Raw genomic sequence first — 18,238 nt, 5'->3', positions numbered from 1 at the left:
TTATAAGATGCTTTCAGCCTTTGCTTTATGTTATTCAAATTTAAGAGAAAAGTATATGAAAGATAAAATAATTGATTATGTAATAATTATGTACTATATGTTACAAACAAAAACTATAGCATTAACTGCTATAGTTTCCTTCAATATTAACTTTAATTTGGTATTTGTGCATCTAAGGTATTATATAACTCCAAAAACTTCTCTATCTTTTCTTGTTCTATTTCAGTATTTATAATTAATCTCTGAATGCATTACCTCTATTCACTCTACTTTTACTAACATCAATTATATAATTAATAAGCCTATCTTTCTTTTTCCATCTACTACAAGAATTCGTATTATCCATTTCATAAAACTTAATAATATTTTTCAAATCAATAACTTCAAGTTCTGAAAGCTTGTTTCTTAATTCCATTTCACTATTACTTATAAGCAACAATGGATTTAATTTAGCTTCAATAATAACTTTTTTCTTAACCTTCTTTTTAGGTTTATCTTCTCCCCCTAAAACAACCTCAATTTTCTTTTTAAACTCATCATTGGTTTTCATCTCTTCCATAATTACATTAAATAATTCTTTTAACTTCTTCTCCATAAATTCACTCCATAGCTTCAATTATTTCTCTTGCTAATGCTATAAAATTATTAACTTGTCCTCCATATCCCCATTTTTGCCTTACAGTAGATTTATTTATATATTCAGCAGCACTTGCAATGCTATCGTTTTCTTTAAATATAGTATTAAATACTTTACAATCTACTTCTTCCTGTAATTTCTTTATAGTCCTTCTATGAACTGGTGATTGCTCTCTATATTTAGTTATAACTATTCCTAAAGGCTTTATATCTCTTTCTAATTCCTTAGAATATTTCTTTACTCTACTAATTATTTGAGGAATTCCATATGTTGATAAAATATCTGGTATAGTTGGTATAATATAAACATCTGATACCTTCAATCCATTCCTTGTTATTACTCCTAAATTTGGAGGACAATCTATTAATATATAATCATACCTTTCTTTAACTTTTGATAATTGCCTTCCTAGTAAATCAACTGGCCTAATAGTTGAAAAAATTCCCCTTGGAGTTTTTATTACATCTTCTTGTATATCTATTAATTCTAAGCTTGATGGTAAAAGATCCACTAACTTTACTTCATCAATATTAGAAACTCCTTTCAATATTGCTTTATTAATATCAAATATTTTTTCACTTTTAGGATATACTCCTTCATAAAATAATTGAGCTATAGTTTGCTTGTCCTTATTTACTTCAAGCCATTTTTCTTCCCCAATTAACATAGTTGTTGCATTTGTTTGTGCATCTAAATCTATAACTAATACTTTCTTATTAAATTCTGTTGATAGAACTTGAGCTAATCCAACTGTAGTTGTAGTTTTTGCAACTCCACCCTTTAAATTTATTATAGAAATTATCTTAGCCATCTTTCCCCCATATACTCTTCCTTTACTTATATATATTAACTTCATATAAATTTATATAACTATATTTTTAAACAATTAATGCTAAATCATATTAAATTATTAATAAAACATGGCAATCCTTTCTACAATTCTAAATACAAAATCAGCTATACCCCCTTATAGCTGATTCCATATTAAATGCCTCTAATCAAACATAAGCCTTCCCCAACACCAAATTCACAGCATCACTTACCCTCTTCTCAGACTCAGCAATCCTGCCAATAATATCAGGCTCAATATAACTACTAGGCACAAAATCACAACAAACATATACAATAACATACCAAGATAAAACCCTATAAAGAACCCTACAAACCATCAAAGAAGTTTCAAAAACACCCTCAAGCTCATCATGAATGGCCCTATTCCCAAAAACCCTTAAAGTATGAAAAGCTCTATAAACATCATCCCTAAAAAAATCCTGCCTTTCAAGCAAATTAATCTTATCCTTTTGATTCATTTCATCAGTACCAGTAATACCTTCAATCAAAATAATATTCTTAACAACTCGCTCACCAATAGCTCTAGACTTTAAAATAACAGTAAAAGAATCAACCAATAACATCTTATCAATACTTTCAATTAACGATGCCAAATACTTATCCCTTTCACTAATAACACTTATAATATCACTAAACATAATATAACCTCCCCTAAAAATCACTTACTCTAGAATACCTTCCATGCCACCTTAATGCGCATGTCCCCCTATCTCCATGCCTATTTTTAATAATAACTGCATTCATACATTCTGGATTATCATCTGCATTTTTAGAATTATATTTAAGCTTACCTTGATTAAATAAATTTTCTCTATACATTTTGTCATCAAGCTTAACGTTTCTATAAAGACCTATTACCTGATCGCTATCTTGCTCAATTCTAGCACTATCTTGAATATCACTTGAATCTATTTTTTCAACTGCATTGTCTCCCACCTTTTTATCTATAACCCTGTTAGCTTGAGCCATTAAAACAACACAAATGTCCTCTTCCATTGCTAAAGACTTTAACATGCCACTTATTTTACCTAATTTATTAGTCAGCATATCTCTATCAGTAAAATCTATATATTTATTTATATAATCAACAAACACCACATCTAATGAATTTTGAAGTTTATATACCTTTATTTCATCAATAAACTTTTCAAAGTCTGTTTCAGTAGAAACATAAAATTTATTATTTATGACTTTTGTCATGAATTTTGCAATACTCTCTTTATCCTCTTTTAAGATAGTATCTTCATCAATAGCCTTAGCTGAAAGTGAAAGCCCACTAGCCACTATCCTATTAAAAACTTGATTTCTTGTCATTTCTGCACTTCCATAAAAGATTTTATGACCTTTTAAAGCCATATTTGCTGCAAGTTGTAATGAAAATGTTGTTTTACCAACACCACTTCTAGCAAATACAGTAACAAGTCTTCCTTTTTGAAAATTCCCCAAATATTTATCTAAATAAGTAAGTCCAGACTTCATTCCTTTATCTCTATTTTCATCATAAAGCCAGTTTATATAATCATCATATTGCTTATCTATATCAAGCTCCTTTTTTATATTGCATTTATGGACCTTAACCTTAACACCTTCAACTTCACTTTCAATTTCTTCTAGTGACATATCTGAATTTATTTTGTCTTTCATTTCAACATAAAGATGTCTTTTGTAATTATTCACAAGCATGTCCAACTTAGTATTAAAGCCTATATCACTTGCACTACATGTGTATATTTCTGTAACATAAGTTACTCCATCCATATCTCCAATTCTTTTTTTATGATGCTCTAAAAATGTTATAAGATCTACTTCTAGCTTATTTGCAACCATATCTAAAATCCCTAAATAGATATTCATATGCTTTGAGTATAAAAACATCTCTGGCTTTATTTTTTCTCTAGCCTTTAGCATAAGATTATTATTTTTAAATATAGACCCCAAAAGCTCCTGCTCTAACACAATTTGATTATTAGTTAACATCTCTCATTACCCACCTTATAACTTATTTTTTTATAAACAAAGCCTGTCCATATTGGTTAATCTATATATTTTTCTATATCAAAATCTTCAGGAAATATGGAATTACGCTTAACATTTTTTTGCTTTGCCTTGTAATCAAGCCATATATCACCATCTTCCATAAACCTATTAACTCCATTGCTTCTAGATAAAAAGCTTTTTAAAATCCAAGCATAGTTGTAGTAATGATCGCTTTTATATACAACACCAAAGTTTTCTATGGCATTAATAATATCCTCTTCATTATGCTCATTTAATGCATTAGCTATTGCACTTTTATTGTCGTCAGTTAGTATTTTCTCATTGTTTATATTTAGTTTGTTCCAAGCATTAAAAATATATATATATAATTTATTATTATTATTAATATATTTATTATTAATATATCTATCATCATTTTTGCTAGCACTAGCTGAAACATTAGTATTTTCAGACCTTCCAGCGTTATTTTCTTTACTTAAAGCACCTGGTCTTGAAATTATACTAGTGTCTCGTGGAGTATAGGTACCTGTATCTCCTGAAGTATAGGTACCTGTCCTTCCCTTAGTACTAGTATCCTCTGAAGTATAGGTACCTGTACTTGTAGAAACACTAGTATCCTCTGGAGTATAGGTATCTGCACTTAGATTCCTAATGTTATTCTCTGAAGGATAAGTACTTACACTTGTAGAAATACTATCATCTTCTAAAATGGAATCTTCTTGTAAAGAGCAGCTATCTTCTGATAAAAAGCCATCAATATATTTAATAACTTTATATTGATTTACTTTACCTATACTTTTTATTATTTCTATATATCCCTTCTTTTCTAAAGACTTTATAATATTTAAAACTGTTTTCTTTCCTTTGCATTCAAATACCTCTAACAATGTTTTAATAGACATTGCAATAGCATCCTTCCCCTTAATAGTATTTGTTATAAACATTAAAAGCATATACCTTTCATCTTTATCAATATTGGTATCACTAAATATATTAATCATCATTTTATCTGTACAAATCATCTTAATTACCTCCAAAACTCTTTTTTATTTTTAGGCTGGCTATATTATTTTGCCAGCCTATAATTTATATTTTTATTCCCATAAAAGTGAGAAATCGTACTGATGTAAAAACTTATTTACAGTTGTGCCATATATAGAGCTTTCCATTAAATTTGGTTGAACCACTGCAAGTGTTAAACATTTACATTCAAAACTTGATAAATACTTATTTATGATTCCTATTCCTAACAATTGACTTTCTTCATGATCAAAAGCAAATATATGATGGAATTCAAATGGTAGTATACTTATCACTTCTATTGTTTGTTTTCCAATTAATACAACATCGCAGCTTTTATCTATAAATTTATTCTTATAAAGAACTTCTACTTTTTCATTAAATATTATTTTAACCTCTTCATTACTTTCCATATTTTCTATTCTGTCTATTATCATTTCAAAAGCTGTCATTGATAACATTTCTGTAAAATCTGAATACCCATTAAGCATTGTTAAATCTAAAAGCATATTTTTATACTCTTCATCCCCTATAACCTTATAGTTTTTCTTTAACTTTAATATTGTTAAATCTTTAATGTATTCACTATCAAGTTTTGATGCTAAAAAATTATTATTCATGGTATCCCCCCACTTTTCCTTAACTTATTGTTAAGGTAATTTTTGATTATATAAGAATTATAAACCTTCAATGTTGCAAAAATATGGATTTTTATCTCTTTAACACAATAATTTTGTTAATTTTCACAACATTTAGAAAATGTATAAAATTGTCTTTTATTATATGTAATTAAATGGTAGAATTATTATTATTTACAATTATGCTGTTTTTTTAGGGGGAGAAATTTTATGAAAGAAACTATTTTACTAATTGACGATAATGTTACTGATTCACGTGAACTTACTAAAGAATTAAAGATTAATGGATTTAATGTTATTTACTGCGATAATGGTGAGGCTGGAATTGAAGCACTAGAAAATAATAAGATAAGTTTGATTCTTTTAGATATGATCATGCCTGAAATGGATGGACTTACTTTTTTAAGTGAGCTTAAAGCTAGAAATTATAATACACCAGTAATAATGTTTACTTCTATAAATCATAATATAGTTCAACAAAGATGTTTTAATATGGGGATAAATGATTACGTAGTTAAACCTTGCTATATTGGCTTTTTAATTAAAAAAATACGTTGTGTTCTAGAAGAAAAAATTAAAATTACAGAACTTAATAATAAATTATGGATATATGAAAATATAAAAGTTAACTTTTCTACAAGACAAGTATTATGGAATGATAATGAAGTTTCTTTAGGAAAAACACGACTAGAAATATTAAAACTTCTTATAAATAACAAAGGTATAGTTTTAAGTAGAGAGCAAATTATAAATTATATTTGGGGAACGCATTGTAAAATTAACGATAGGACTGTTGATTCTCATATAAGTAAAATAAGAACAGCTTTAGATTTGAATTGTTTGAAATCGATACCAGGATATGGTTATATTTTAGATTGCTAAAATAAAAAAATGAAGGAATAAGAATTACACCAAGGTAACCCTTATTCCTTCTTATATAATCTGTATAAAACTACTAGAGCTTATACAGTAAATTTAGTAACTTGTCTTGCAACAACTTGAGCTGATTCTTTAGTAATATATGCTCCATTTTTATTTTGGAAGACATTATTTTCAATAATACTATCCATTATTTCTAAGGCTTCATCACTAGTTATTCCGCTTTTTACATCACTAATGGAAACATTAGATTTTTCTCCACTTTCGGCTATAAATGTCATTGTTAATGTATATTCCATACTTTACACTTCCTTTCTTTTTATTATTGATTAGTAAGTTGAGATACTTCAGTTATATAAATATAACCTGTATTCTTCTTAAGTATTGGTGCAATCTTATCTGCAACTGCCATAACTTTATTTGGATCAGCACCTGGTACTAAGTTACCTAACTTCTTTTTTGTAAATTTAGGATTGCCCTCTTTATCAACAGAAGTTTCTACCTCTATTGATAGTACTGTGCTTTCAAGTTCTTTATTTGCCATTGTAAATTCCCCCTTTTTTATTTTTTAGTTTTGTTGCCTTACACTTATTACATATACTGCTTTAGAATGTTTTTGCATTTAAAATAAAATTTATTTTGGGGGATTTGTTTTAATTTTACTTCTTTTGGTATACAATAAATGTGATTGTTGATGAACAATGGTATTATAATGCGAAATAGTAATATGTAAAGTAATATATAGATAATATAGTCTAAAGTTTGGATGGTGATATTATGAATAATATATTTTTAAAAGAACCTTGGTTAAAATGGGCAATTGAGATACAGAGTATTGCACAATGTGGATTAACATATACAAAAGATATATATGATAAAGAACGATATGAGCAATTAAGAAATATTGCAGCTGAAATGTTAAGCTATAAAACAGATATTCCTATTGATAAAATAAAAACTTTATTCTGTAATGAAAGTGGTTATCAGACCCCTAAATTAGATACTAGAGCAGTAATTTTTAAAGATGAAAAAATATTACTTGTTCGTGAGAACAACGGATTATGGTCACTACCTGGTGGTTGGGTAGATGTTTTAGAATCAATAGAATCAAATACTATAAAAGAAGTAAAAGAAGAATCTGGGCTTGATGTTACTGCAAAAAGAGTTATTGCTATTCAAGATAGAAATAAACATAATAAACCGTTATATCCTTATGGAGTGTGTAAGGTTTTTGTTGAATGTGAAGTTACTGGTGGAGAATTTATTGAAAATATAGAGACTATAGAGATGGATTATTTTTTAGTTGAAAACCTTCCAAATCTTTCTGAAGAAAAGGTTACATCTAAACAAATAGAAATGTGTTTTGAAGCTAAAAATAATCCAAATTGGCAAGTAATGTTTGACTAATATATAGATGTATTTAATGGGAGAGATATATGATAAAAGCAGTTATATTTGATTTAGATGGTTTATTAATTGATAGTGAGATAGTTTCATATAAAATCTATAAAGAAATATTAAACCAATTTGGACATAGCTTTTCTATTGAAGAATACGCTCAAAATTTTACCGGAAAAACAGAAGTTAAGAATGTTACAAATTTAATAGATACATATAATTTACCGTGGACTGTTGAGGTAGGATTAGAGAACGTATTAAAAGTTGAAGATAAGTTTATTAATGAAGGTATTGATTTAAAGACTGGAGTTAAAAAATTATTAACGTATTTAAAAGATAACAATTTAAAAATTGCTATTGCTTCATCAAGTACAAGAGATAGAGCATTAACGATATTGAGACAGCATAACATTGTTGGATACTTTGATGAATTTGTATTTGGTAATGAGGTTGAAAAAGGAAAACCAAACCCAGATATTTTCTTAAAAGCTTGTGATAAAATTTCAGAAAATCCAGAAGAGTGCTTAGTTTTAGAAGATAGTGAATCAGGAATTCAAGCAGCATATTCAGCTAATATTCCAGTAATATGTATACCAGACATGAAAGTTCCAAATCAACGTTATTTGAATATGACAAAAGCAGTATTATCTTCATTAGAAGAAGTTATTTATTACTTATAGAGTAGATTTAATGAACAATTTTAATATATTACGAAGTATAAGACGATTTGATTTTTAAAATGCTCGATAAATTTATAATTTAACACTTATAGTAGTTTTAGTTATAAGTATTACCACATTAAGTATATTGATAGGAGGAGCAATGGTGAAAAAATTTAAATGTAACAAATTAGGGTTAGGAAGTTTATCATTGTTTTTATGTATATATTCGATTTTTATTCTTATATTATCTGTTCCATATTTAAACAACATAAAGATAGGATTACTTTAATTTCTATTCAAAAAGGATGTCCATTTGGACATCCTTTTTTGTTATGCTAATTTCAACACTATTTTAAAACAAAACCATTATTTTACCTAATAAGAAGCTATTACATCTTAATCATTTCCTATATATATATCAGAAAACTCTATATTCATTCTCTTAACCAAATCATGATAATCATTATTAAAATATACCTTATCAATATTACTATCATCACTTAAAATCTTTACAGGTAACTTTATTATAAACTCACTTCCAACACCTAACTCACTTTTAACTTCTATAGTTCCCCCCTGTATTTCAATTAAATCTTTTACAAGCGATAATCCTATTCCACTACCTTCAGTAGACTTATTAAACCTATTTTCAACTTGCCTGAACCTTTCAAATATATACATTAATTTATCACTTGGTATCCCCACTCCAGTATCTTTTACTGTTATAACAAAAGTATCATTACAATCGTTTAGCAATACTTCTATTTGCCCCTGTGCCTTATTGTATTTTATACTATTTGAAAGGAGATTAAGCATTATTCTCTCTAGCTTTTCTAAATCAAAAGCCATTATTTTTTCTTCAACATCAGTATCAAAAATTAAATCTATATTATTTTGTTTAGCAAAGTCTGCTACTGACATTGAAATATTTTCTACAAAACTCACTATATCATAATTTTTAGGGTTATATTCATAATATCCACATTTCATTCTTGTAGACTCAATTAAATTATCAACCAACTTTAATAATCTTTTGGAGTTTTGGTCTATTATATCTATATACTTATTTAAGGAATTTCTTTTTTCTAAAACTTCCTTTTCAACACTTTTAATTAGTTGCAATGAACCAAAAATTAAATTTAAAGGAGTTCTTAATTCATGAGATATATTTGCAAAAAACTCTTGTTGCATTTTTTCAATTTCTCTTCTATGAGTAACATCTCTTCCAGTTACAATAATCCCCACTAAATTTTTGTAACTATCCAAAAATGGCTCTTTAATAACTTCAAATTCTCTAACCTGTCCATCAATAGTAATTTCTTCATTATATATTTTTCTCTTTTTCTCTTTAATTACTTCTAAATCTGATTTTTGTATACTAGCTTCTATTTCACTTAAACCATATATGTTAGAGCTACTCTTCCCTATAACATCTTCACGTTTAAGTTTAAGATCTTTTAAAAAACTATCATTACAATCTAAATACACACCATTCATATCTTTAAAAATTATATGTTCTAGGCTATCATTTACTATTTTAGTCATTATACCACCATCATATATTTTTTCTAATTTCCCTATAACACTTTCAAAAATTCCTATAATACCTATAACCTCACCATTACTATATATTGAATATCTATTTAATATATATACAGTATTATTTAATGTACTAATCTCTTTACTATATGGTTGCTTTGAATCAATGAAGGTTTTAGCTGCATTGAAGTATAAATCTCCATTCTCTTTTGAATATACATCAAAGTCTGTTAATCCATACATATCAAGATTTGGATGCCCTTCATATTCATTATATAAATCACTACTATACATGTATCTATTTTCTCTATCTTTTATAAAGAAAATATTACCTAGCTCATTAATTTCATCAAAAATTTTCTTTTCTATACAATGCTCTAAATAAAAAGCAAAATATTTTTCATCTATTTTTTGTATAGTAATGCTAATAAAATTCACTAAACTCCTAATATATTTAGTGCATACTATATTATCATTCTCTATACTCTCTATCCTATTTATAAAGTTCTTATCATCTTTAAATTCTGGTAAAACATCAAAGAAATCTTTATGGATAAGCTCATCAGAAGTTTTATTAAAAAATGAAAGTGCTTCGTCATTAATAAATTCTATCTTCATTGTAGTATTCTTATCTTTGTTTAATTCATACTTTATAAACAATATTGGCTTAGGTATTTTTCTAAAAACATCTTTATAATTTACCATGCTTTCCTCCACATTATTAACCTATTATTGTATTTTTCTTATTTACTATCTATATTAATTTCTTATGAATCTACATTTAGGAAACCCACTACAGCCTATAAAACTTCCATTCTTTCCATTTCTCATTACAAGCGCCTTGCCACACCTAGGACATATGTTATTTTGTATCTTTTTTTCTCTTTCACTTAAATTACTTTTTATATTATGTACATGCTCTTTTCTTACATCTTTAGAATCAATATTAAACATAAGTAAATCATAATATATCCTAGTTACCATATCTATTGACATTACAATAGAATTACAACTTCTTATATAGTCAATAACATTATTATCATACATAACTGGCGATTTCGTATTAACCTTTAATGTAGCCCTATTAGTAAAAACCACTATTGGATTAATATTAGTACTACTATCAAGGCTTAATCTTTCCCTTATTGATAATACGTGTCCATAATTTTGTTTTATAGGATTTCTAAATTTTCCTTTATTCTTATAAATTACTTGTGTCCAATTTTCATCATTTTCACTACCAAATATTAATCCTTTATAATTTTTTGTTTCTATCACAAAAATTCCATATATAGAAATAACAACATGATCTATTTGTGTAGTACCTCTTTCTGTTCTTATCATCAAATTATTTATAACTTTGTATTTTGTATTATCTAAAGTTGATAGTATATTAGCTACTCTTTTTTCGCCAACATTACCTTTAATTTTTGCACCATTAAATTTAATAATTAACATTATAATTATTAAAATTATAATTATCCCCAAAACTACCCCTCCTTTATTTTTACTTATTTTTATTAATTATAGCAAATATCATCACTTCACTTTGTCGAAATAAGTAATAAGATATAAATATATTTTTAAACAAAAAAATGCAATAATATTATCATATTAAACTGATAACATTATTGCATTTTATGGATAATAATATATTCCTTTTTAGTATATCCAACTTCATAATCAATATATTTATTTCTATTTAATCATTACATCTTGCCAATTATTTGAATTACTTAATATTTCAGCTGAATCTCCTAAGAATACTTTGCTAGCTTCCTCATCATTCATTAAAGTATATCTAAACCAAGCTGTCATATAGCCATCAGCATAAAGGAGCATGTCCCCATGATCAGTATTTTTTCTTCTTGCCATAACTGATTTAATATCACTATTTAAATTCATATAATTTTTAACCATAGAATCTAGCGGTGCTATTGTTTCAGCATCAGCCTTACCTGTACCTGCTACCATAAAATAAGGTATTGATATTTTGGTTACATCATAATTCCATTCAAGAGCATTAGCTAATTCAATCGATGTTGTACTTGCAGTATAAATTGATGTAAATACATTACTATTATCAAATTCAGTTACAGCATTTATTGCTCCTACACCTCCTTGTGAATGTCCTGAAATTCCTACATTTGCTGTATCTAATTTATTAAAAAATATACTTTCTTCATTACTATTTAATGATAAAATATAATCTAATGTAATTGATGAAGATTTAGCGCTTGCAGAATTAGCATCATCGTTTCCTATTACTACAAATCCCCAAGAAGCTAAATGCTCAAATGTTGCTCCATACTTTTGATATCGAACCCCTGCCCCATTTGCAAATACGTTAATCATTTTTATTTAATTTTCTTCAAATATATAAATATTTATTTAAAATTAAAATTTATCAAACTAACTCTTTAATTTTCTAAATAAATCTAACTAAATCTCTTCATTTTTAACTTTGACTTTCTTTGATTTTAATCTTATAATGTACTTGTATAAAGAGATAAGAGAAGTAATAAATAAAGAATAAACTTCTCACACTGAAAATTCAATTAAGCTTAGCAAAAACTACTTTTGAACTTTCACAAAATTAATTTGTTAAATGAACTTCATTCCTAACTATTACTTTAGGGAGTAAGTTCAATTAGCTAAATTAAAATTTAGAATTTTAGTATAAGGAGGTCTTTGTATGTTTGGTTTAGTACCTTTTAAATTTAATAATGGAGAAAATAATAGAGGATTAACAATTAATGACATGTTCAATGATTTCTTTAATGATGATATGTTATCAAAATTTAATTCTAGTGGAAGTTTCAAGACTGATATAAAGGAAACCCCTGAAGAATACATTGTTCATGCTGAATTACCTGGTGTTAAGAAAGAAGATATAAAAATTGATTACAATAACAACTATTTAACTATTTCTGCAACTAGAAATAATGAATCTGAAGAAAAGAAAGATAATTATATAAGACGTGAAAGAAGCTATGGATCAGTTTCAAGAGGATTCTATATTAGCAATGTAAATAAAGATTCAATTAAAGCTAAATTTGATAATGGCGTTTTAAATATTGAGTTACCTAAAAAGGAATTAACTGCAAATAATAGTACTCAAATTTTAATTGAATAGCCCAATTAATAATGACTCCAGAAAGAAGATGATTCCATTGTTTTAATAAAATCAAAACAGCTACAAAATAAACTATTGTAGCTGTTTTTTCGTTAAGTTCTATCCTAGCATCCTTCAAGACTTATCTTATAAAGTTCGTAAATACTGCTGGCTCCACTGTTGGAAGTTCTAAGCCTTGCTTCATTGCAATTTCCTTACACTTTAATGCAAAAGCCATGTTTCTTCCTAGGACCCTCATATTCATCAGCCCTTCTTTATCTTCCTGCACTTGCTCTGGTGCTGCTCCATGTACCATATTCCAGTATTTTGCCGTTATTATAGGCATTTCTTGAATTGCAAAATACTTATTCATTTGGTCAAAAGTTGCTGTTGTTCCTGCTCTTCTAGCTGAAATTACACATGCTGCAGGTTTCAACCTAAAGTTCTTATTTCCCTGACCTCCAATTTCTGAATAAAATAAACGATCCATGAATGCAGTCATATTTCCACTTGCTGAAGCATAATGTACTGGTGTTCCAAATATAAACCCATCAGCCTTTTTTGCTTTTTCATGTATTACATTTACTACATCATCAAATGCACACTTTCCTGTTTTTACGCAGGATTTACAAGCAATACATCCACCTATTGGTTTATTTCCAATCCAGCAAATTTCAGTTTCAATTCCTTCATTTTGTAATGTCTTTGCAACTTCACTAAGTGCTACAAATGTGCATCCTTCTTTATGAGGGCTTCCATTAATTAATAATACTTTCATTTTTTATATACTCCTTCTCCCTTATCATTCTATACATACCTTTTTATTAAGCTATTTTACAATTTTAGTTCCACCAAATACCTCAGACATTTTTATACTTGACAGTGCCTCATCAAGATTTTTGATTTCTTCCTTGGTTAGCTGTATGTCAGCTGCTTTTGCATTTTCTTTAAGTCTCTCTAACTTTGTTGTTCCTGGTATTGGTGAAATATAATCCTTCTTACAAATCATCCACGCTAATGAAATCTGTGCTGGTGTTGCATTCTTTTCAGAAGCCATATCCCATAACAACTGAAGCAATTTTTTATTTTGTTCATATGCTTCCTCTTTAAACTGAGGCATCATACTTCTATAATCCGTCTTAGGATCAAATTTTGAGTTTTTATCATATTTACCTGTCAAAAATCCATTTGCCATAGGTGAAAATGGAACGAATCCTATATTCAACTCCTCTAAAACAGGAAATAAAACTTCATTTTGTCTTGCCATCATGGAATAACGATTTTGTACTGCTGTAACTGGACAGACAGCATGTGCTCTACGAATAGTATCTTCAGTTACTTCAGATAAGCCCCAATGATTAATCTTCCCTTCCTTTATAAGTTCTGACATCACACCTGCAACTTCTTCAACTGGCACATTAGGATCTTGTCTATGTTGATAATACAAATCTATATTATCTATACCTAATCTCATAAGTGAATTTTCCACAGAAGAACGAATTGTTTCTGGTCTAGAATCCGGAATAAGTGGCTTATTTACTTCTTTACTGTTCATATCAAAATTAATTCCAAACTTTGTTGCAATAACTATTTTATTTCTAAATGGTTTTAATGCTTGCCCTACAAGTTCTTCATTGTCATGTGGATTTTCTGGTGTTCCATACACCTCTGCAGTATCAAAGAATGTATATCCCATGTCTACTGCTTGTGCAAGAAGTTCTGTCATTTCTTTCTTATTAGCTGGATTACCATATCCATGGCTCATACCCATGCACCCTAATCCTACTGCTGATACTTTTAAATCTTTTCCAAGTACTCTGTATTTCATTTATTTCACTCCTATTCCCATTTCATATGCTTCTTGTATAAATAAATCTGAATCGCCCTTTTTTCTTGAACTTCCTGATAAGATCAAAATATTTTTGCTCATTTTATTGCTGCTTTACTTTTATATATCTAAATATTTTTTGAAAATAAAGAGAGCCCATTTTCAGCTCCCTTTATCACCCGAATAATTTAATTATGAATTTTCATATTGTTTAACATCTTCACAAATTCAGGATTGCTATGGTCTACAATTTCACTGTGTCCGATATCCATCTTTGCAATTACATCCATATCTTCCTTACTAAGTTCAAAATCCCAAATGTCAATGTTTTGTTCCATACGATTCTTATGAACAGACTTTGGAATAACAACAACACCTCTTTGTATGTTCCAACGAAGAACTACCTGTGCTGCAGTTTTCCCATATTTCTTACCAATGGCAGTTAACTTTTCATCTGTAAATATTCCATGATTTCCTTCTGCAAAAGGTCCCCATGCTTCTGGTTGTACTCCATACTCTTTCATAACTTTCAATGCATTTTCTTGTTGGAAGAATGGATGTAATTCCACTTGATTTACTGCTGGTTTTACTTCTACATTTAAACATAAATCTACTAATCTTTCTGGATAGAAATTACATACACCAATTGCTTTAATCTTTCCATTACGATATGCTTCTTCCATAGCACGATATGCACCATAATAATCACCCATTGGCTGATGGATTAAATATAGGTCAATATAATCAAGTCCCAATTTATCAAGTGATGTTTCAATTGCTTGCTTTGCTCCTTCGTAACTTGCATCTTGTACCCATAGTTTTGTTGTAATAAATAGTTCTTCTCTTGCAACACCACATTTACTAATTGCATTACCTACAGCTTCTTCATTCATATAAGCAGCTGCTGTATCAATTAATCTGTATCCTGATGCAATTGCATCTAATACTGCCTGCTCACATATCTCATGATCTGGCACTTGAAATACTCCAAAGCCTTCCATTGGCATCTTAACTCCATTATTTAATGTTATAAATTCCATACTATTACCTCTTTCTGCGTTTTTACGCTATATTTTATTAATGAATTTTCCACTGATTTAACCATTTTGCTGTACATGGGCTATTGTGATCAATAATCTCACTACAGCCAATATTTAAGCTTTCAATTTGTTTTATATCTAAATCTGACAACTCAAAATCCCAGATATCTATATTTTCATGTAGATGATCCATCTGTACTGTTCTTGGAATTGCTGAAATTCCTCTTTGAATATGCCATCTAAGGATAACCTGTGCTGTACTCTTTCCATACTTATCACCAATATCTTTCAATATTTTTATGTTAAAAATATCCCTCTGTCCTTCTGATAGTGGTGCCCATGCCTGTGCTGCAATATTAAATTCTTTCATTACTTTTAATTCTTCATCATGAATATAAAAAGGATGAATTTCTATTTGATTAACTGCTGGAATTACCTTGCTGTTAATACATAAGTCTACTAGCTTTTCTTTTGAAAAGTTACATACCCCAATGCTTCTAAAAACTCCCTCTTCCAACATTTGTTCCATTACTCTCCATGCTCCATAATAATCCCCCAAAGGCTGATGAATAAGATATAAATCTAAATAATCAACTTGTAATTTTCTCATAGATTCTTCTACAGCCCTTCTAGTCTTATTAAGACCAGCATCCTGTATCCAAAGCTTTGTAATCAAAAATAATTCCTCTCTTTTCACTAACTTATCTTTAATAGCTTTTGTAATTGCTCTTCCAATTGCTTCTTCATTGTGATAAGCCGCTGCAGTATCAAACATACGATATCCTGCTCTTATTGCTTCATATATACATTGTTCACATAATTGATCATTTGTAATCTGTAATGTTCCATATCCAAGCATCGGCATGTTAATTCCATTATTCAATTTTATAAAATGCTCTGCTACTCTTTCTTTATGCATCAGAATCTCTTCCTTCCTACAATAAAAAGTATAAATAAATTTCCAGAATTAGTACAATACCAATAACACATTGTGCTATAATATAGACGCATACTGAAAATATTAATTATTGATTGGAGGATATAATGTTTGAATTTATACAACTAGAGCAATTACTAGCAATTGATAAATATAAGACACTTTCAAAAGCTGCTGAAGAACTACTTATTTCCCAGCCTGCACTTAGCCGTTCTATGCAAAGGCTTGAAGAAGAACTACAAGTGACTCTTTTTACTCGTCAAAAAAACAAAATAACCTTCAATGAAAATGGAAAACTTGCTTTAGAATACGCAAGGAAAATTGTAAATAGTAGTCTTGAGATGAAAGAGCATCTTCAAGCATTTGATAAAAGTAATCACACTATCAGTATTGGCTCTTGTGCACCTGCGCCTATATGGAATCTTACCCCTGAGGTATCAAGACTTTTTCCTGATATGAAAATTCAATCTGATATGAAATCTTTAGATGAACTAGTTGATGGTTTAATAAACAACAAATATCAAATTATTATTACTACCGATGAAATGAATCTCCCTGACATTATTAGCAGAAAATATTGTGAGGAGCACTTATATATTTCTCTGCCACCAGCTCATCCACTTGCTGGACATAAAAGCTTAACTTTAAATGATTTAAATGGTCAAAGTATACTTATTCTTTCAAAAATAGGCTTTTGGTATGATATCTGCAAAGCAAAAATGCCTGATTCTTTATTTCTTGTACAGGAAGAACTATCAGCTTTAGATGAACTACGAAAAAGTTCAGCATTGCCTTCCTTTGCTACAGATTTGACTAATAAGAGCTCTAGCCATGATAATCGTATTTTGATTCCATTAACCGATCCTGAAGTAAATGTAACTTTTTATATAAATTACAATAAGTCTTATAAAAAACAGTTTGAATCTATTATTTATACTAGTATTGATAGTAAATAATATTTATAAATCAAAAACTTAAGATAAATTAGTTCAAATCTAATCATTTATTTTATATATTTCATTGGTAGATATTTCATTAAATTTAATTTGTAAATAAAAAAAGCTATAAGGTGATTATTGTATTTAAATCACCTTATAGCTTACTATTATTGTACTATTTAATTATATATTCTAAATTTATTTTCTATTTATAAAACTCTTGAGTTGCATATACCTTATTACCTATTTTATATACACCTACACCAATACTACTAAAGTTTGTAGATAATATGTTTTCTCTATGACCTTGAGAATTCATCCAGTTAGTCATAAATTGATTTGCTAGTGCTGTTGGGTCTGAAACTCCCCCTATATAAGCGATATTTTCTCCCCAAGCTCTATATGTAACTCCATCAGCTTTCATTTTTGTCGTTATACAATTACCACTTAAATCAGTATGACTAAAGTAATTATTATCTCCCATATCTTGAGACTTAATTCTAGCATACTTTTCCATTGTTGTATTATATGTTAATGGTGCAACTCCTGCTTTTGCTCTTTCTTCATTTACTTTATTAAATATGGCTTGTTCAACTTGTGCCATGAATTGATCATTTACAACTGTACTATCACCTGTTTGAGTATTGTTACTAGTATTTCCTCCATTTGATGTTGAGGTGTTACCAGTTGATGTTGAAGTATTGCCAGTAGATGGCTTATTTTGATTATTATTATGTTTATTATGTCTGTTATATCT

Annotated in this window: 22 protein-coding genes; 6 read left to right on the top strand and 16 right to left on the bottom strand. The window is 28.4% G+C overall.

What is annotated here, in order from left to right; all coding sequences use genetic code 11:
- Positions 1-235 precede the first annotated feature (235 nt).
- The 6 genes from HCG70_RS07205 to HCG70_RS07180 form a co-directional block, all read right to left on the bottom strand.
- Positions 236-595, bottom strand: a complete 360-nt coding sequence (locus HCG70_RS07205; RefSeq protein ID WP_195951026.1) for a hypothetical protein — start codon at positions 593-595, stop codon at positions 236-238.
- A gap of 4 nt (positions 596-599) precedes the next feature.
- On the bottom strand, positions 600-1,448 hold the full coding sequence (locus tag HCG70_RS07200) for a ParA family protein (protein ID WP_042399032.1): 849 nt from the start codon (positions 1,446-1,448) through the stop codon (positions 600-602).
- Between the two features lie 187 nt (positions 1,449-1,635).
- Complete coding sequence (locus HCG70_RS07195) at positions 1,636-2,127, bottom strand: DUF4145 domain-containing protein (protein ID WP_195953574.1); 492 nt, start codon at positions 2,125-2,127, stop codon at positions 1,636-1,638.
- 13 nt (positions 2,128-2,140) lie between these two features.
- Entirely contained in the window at positions 2,141-3,466 is a 1,326-nt protein-coding gene (locus tag HCG70_RS07190) for a replicative DNA helicase (protein ID WP_195952389.1), read from the bottom strand.
- A 56-nt stretch (positions 3,467-3,522) separates the two neighbouring features.
- Positions 3,523-4,509 (bottom strand): hypothetical protein, encoded by a 987-nt coding sequence (locus tag HCG70_RS07185; protein ID WP_221697618.1) that lies wholly within the window; start codon positions 4,507-4,509, stop codon positions 3,523-3,525.
- 72 nt (positions 4,510-4,581) lie between these two features.
- Positions 4,582-5,127, bottom strand: coding sequence for a hypothetical protein (locus HCG70_RS07180; RefSeq protein ID WP_195953577.1), 546 nt, complete (start codon positions 5,125-5,127; stop codon positions 4,582-4,584).
- A 228-nt stretch (positions 5,128-5,355) separates the two neighbouring features.
- Between HCG70_RS07180 and HCG70_RS07175 the strand changes: the two genes are divergently transcribed.
- On the top strand, positions 5,356-6,027 hold the full coding sequence (locus HCG70_RS07175) for a response regulator transcription factor (RefSeq protein WP_042399021.1): 672 nt from the start codon (positions 5,356-5,358) through the stop codon (positions 6,025-6,027).
- 80 nt (positions 6,028-6,107) lie between these two features.
- Here the strand turns inward: HCG70_RS07175 and HCG70_RS07170 are convergent, their stop codons facing one another.
- Complete coding sequence (locus HCG70_RS07170) at positions 6,108-6,323, bottom strand: DUF2922 domain-containing protein (protein WP_042399018.1); 216 nt, start codon at positions 6,321-6,323, stop codon at positions 6,108-6,110.
- Positions 6,324-6,346: 23 nt separating this feature from the next.
- Positions 6,347-6,568: a DUF1659 domain-containing protein gene (locus HCG70_RS07165; RefSeq protein WP_042399015.1), complete on the bottom strand. Its 222-nt coding sequence runs from the start codon at positions 6,566-6,568 to the stop codon at positions 6,347-6,349.
- Positions 6,569-6,801: 233 nt separating this feature from the next.
- Between HCG70_RS07165 and HCG70_RS07160 the strand changes: the two genes are divergently transcribed.
- The 3 genes from HCG70_RS07160 to HCG70_RS17370 all read left to right on the top strand — a co-directional run bounded on the left by HCG70_RS07160 (position 6,802) and on the right by HCG70_RS17370 (position 8,373).
- Positions 6,802-7,431, top strand: a complete 630-nt coding sequence (locus HCG70_RS07160; protein ID WP_055277970.1) for an NUDIX hydrolase — start codon at positions 6,802-6,804, stop codon at positions 7,429-7,431.
- A gap of 29 nt (positions 7,432-7,460) precedes the next feature.
- Positions 7,461-8,102 carry an HAD family phosphatase gene (locus HCG70_RS07155; RefSeq protein ID WP_221697617.1) on the top strand — a complete coding sequence of 214 codons (642 nt, stop codon included), beginning with the start codon at positions 7,461-7,463 and terminating at the stop codon, positions 8,100-8,102.
- Positions 8,103-8,244: 142 nt separating this feature from the next.
- Positions 8,245-8,373, top strand: a complete 129-nt coding sequence (locus HCG70_RS17370; protein WP_260457801.1) for a hypothetical protein — start codon at positions 8,245-8,247, stop codon at positions 8,371-8,373.
- A gap of 107 nt (positions 8,374-8,480) precedes the next feature.
- Here the strand turns inward: HCG70_RS17370 and HCG70_RS07150 are convergent, their stop codons facing one another.
- From HCG70_RS07150 to HCG70_RS07140, 3 genes are all read right to left on the bottom strand, one after another.
- Entirely contained in the window at positions 8,481-10,328 is a 1,848-nt protein-coding gene (locus HCG70_RS07150) for an ATP-binding protein (RefSeq protein ID WP_221697616.1), read from the bottom strand.
- Between the two features lie 54 nt (positions 10,329-10,382).
- The gene (locus tag HCG70_RS07145; RefSeq protein ID WP_242858484.1) at positions 10,383-11,111 is read right to left on the bottom strand and encodes a nuclease-related domain-containing protein; all 729 of its coding nucleotides are present in this window, start codon (positions 11,109-11,111) and stop codon (positions 10,383-10,385) included.
- Positions 11,112-11,321: 210 nt separating this feature from the next.
- Positions 11,322-11,978: a hypothetical protein gene (locus HCG70_RS07140; protein WP_242833247.1), complete on the bottom strand. Its 657-nt coding sequence runs from the start codon at positions 11,976-11,978 to the stop codon at positions 11,322-11,324.
- Positions 11,979-12,318: 340 nt separating this feature from the next.
- Between HCG70_RS07140 and HCG70_RS07135 the strand changes: the two genes are divergently transcribed.
- Positions 12,319-12,759, top strand: a complete 441-nt coding sequence (locus HCG70_RS07135; protein ID WP_154820942.1) for an Hsp20/alpha crystallin family protein — start codon at positions 12,319-12,321, stop codon at positions 12,757-12,759.
- Positions 12,760-12,880: 121 nt separating this feature from the next.
- On the opposite strand, the gene HCG70_RS07130 is transcribed toward HCG70_RS07135, so the two are convergent.
- The 4 genes from HCG70_RS07130 to HCG70_RS07115 all read right to left on the bottom strand — a co-directional run bounded on the left by HCG70_RS07130 (position 12,881) and on the right by HCG70_RS07115 (position 16,525).
- Positions 12,881-13,516, bottom strand: a complete 636-nt coding sequence (locus HCG70_RS07130; RefSeq protein ID WP_055278014.1) for a flavodoxin family protein — start codon at positions 13,514-13,516, stop codon at positions 12,881-12,883.
- A 51-nt stretch (positions 13,517-13,567) separates the two neighbouring features.
- Positions 13,568-14,566: an aldo/keto reductase gene (locus tag HCG70_RS07125; RefSeq protein ID WP_055278015.1), complete on the bottom strand. Its 999-nt coding sequence runs from the start codon at positions 14,564-14,566 to the stop codon at positions 13,568-13,570.
- A gap of 188 nt (positions 14,567-14,754) precedes the next feature.
- Complete coding sequence (locus HCG70_RS07120) at positions 14,755-15,606, bottom strand: aldo/keto reductase (RefSeq protein ID WP_195959348.1); 852 nt, start codon at positions 15,604-15,606, stop codon at positions 14,755-14,757.
- A gap of 37 nt (positions 15,607-15,643) precedes the next feature.
- Complete coding sequence (locus HCG70_RS07115; protein WP_195959347.1) at positions 15,644-16,525, bottom strand: aldo/keto reductase; 882 nt, start codon at positions 16,523-16,525, stop codon at positions 15,644-15,646.
- Positions 16,526-16,650: 125 nt separating this feature from the next.
- Here HCG70_RS07115 and HCG70_RS07110 point away from each other — a divergent pair, with 125 nt between their 5' ends.
- Positions 16,651-17,499: a LysR family transcriptional regulator gene (locus tag HCG70_RS07110; protein ID WP_195955445.1), complete on the top strand. Its 849-nt coding sequence runs from the start codon at positions 16,651-16,653 to the stop codon at positions 17,497-17,499.
- A gap of 187 nt (positions 17,500-17,686) precedes the next feature.
- Here HCG70_RS07110 and HCG70_RS07105 read toward each other — a convergent pair.
- On the bottom strand, positions 17,687-18,238 hold a 552-nt coding region (locus HCG70_RS07105), incomplete at its 5' end, for a CAP domain-containing protein (RefSeq protein ID WP_221697615.1).

Origin of the sequence: Clostridium sp. K04 (assembly GCF_019734375.1) — a bacterium.
Taxonomy (GTDB): Bacteria; Bacillota; Clostridia; order Clostridiales; family Clostridiaceae; genus Clostridium; species Clostridium saudiense.
This window is presented reverse-complemented; position numbering and strand designations above follow the sequence as displayed.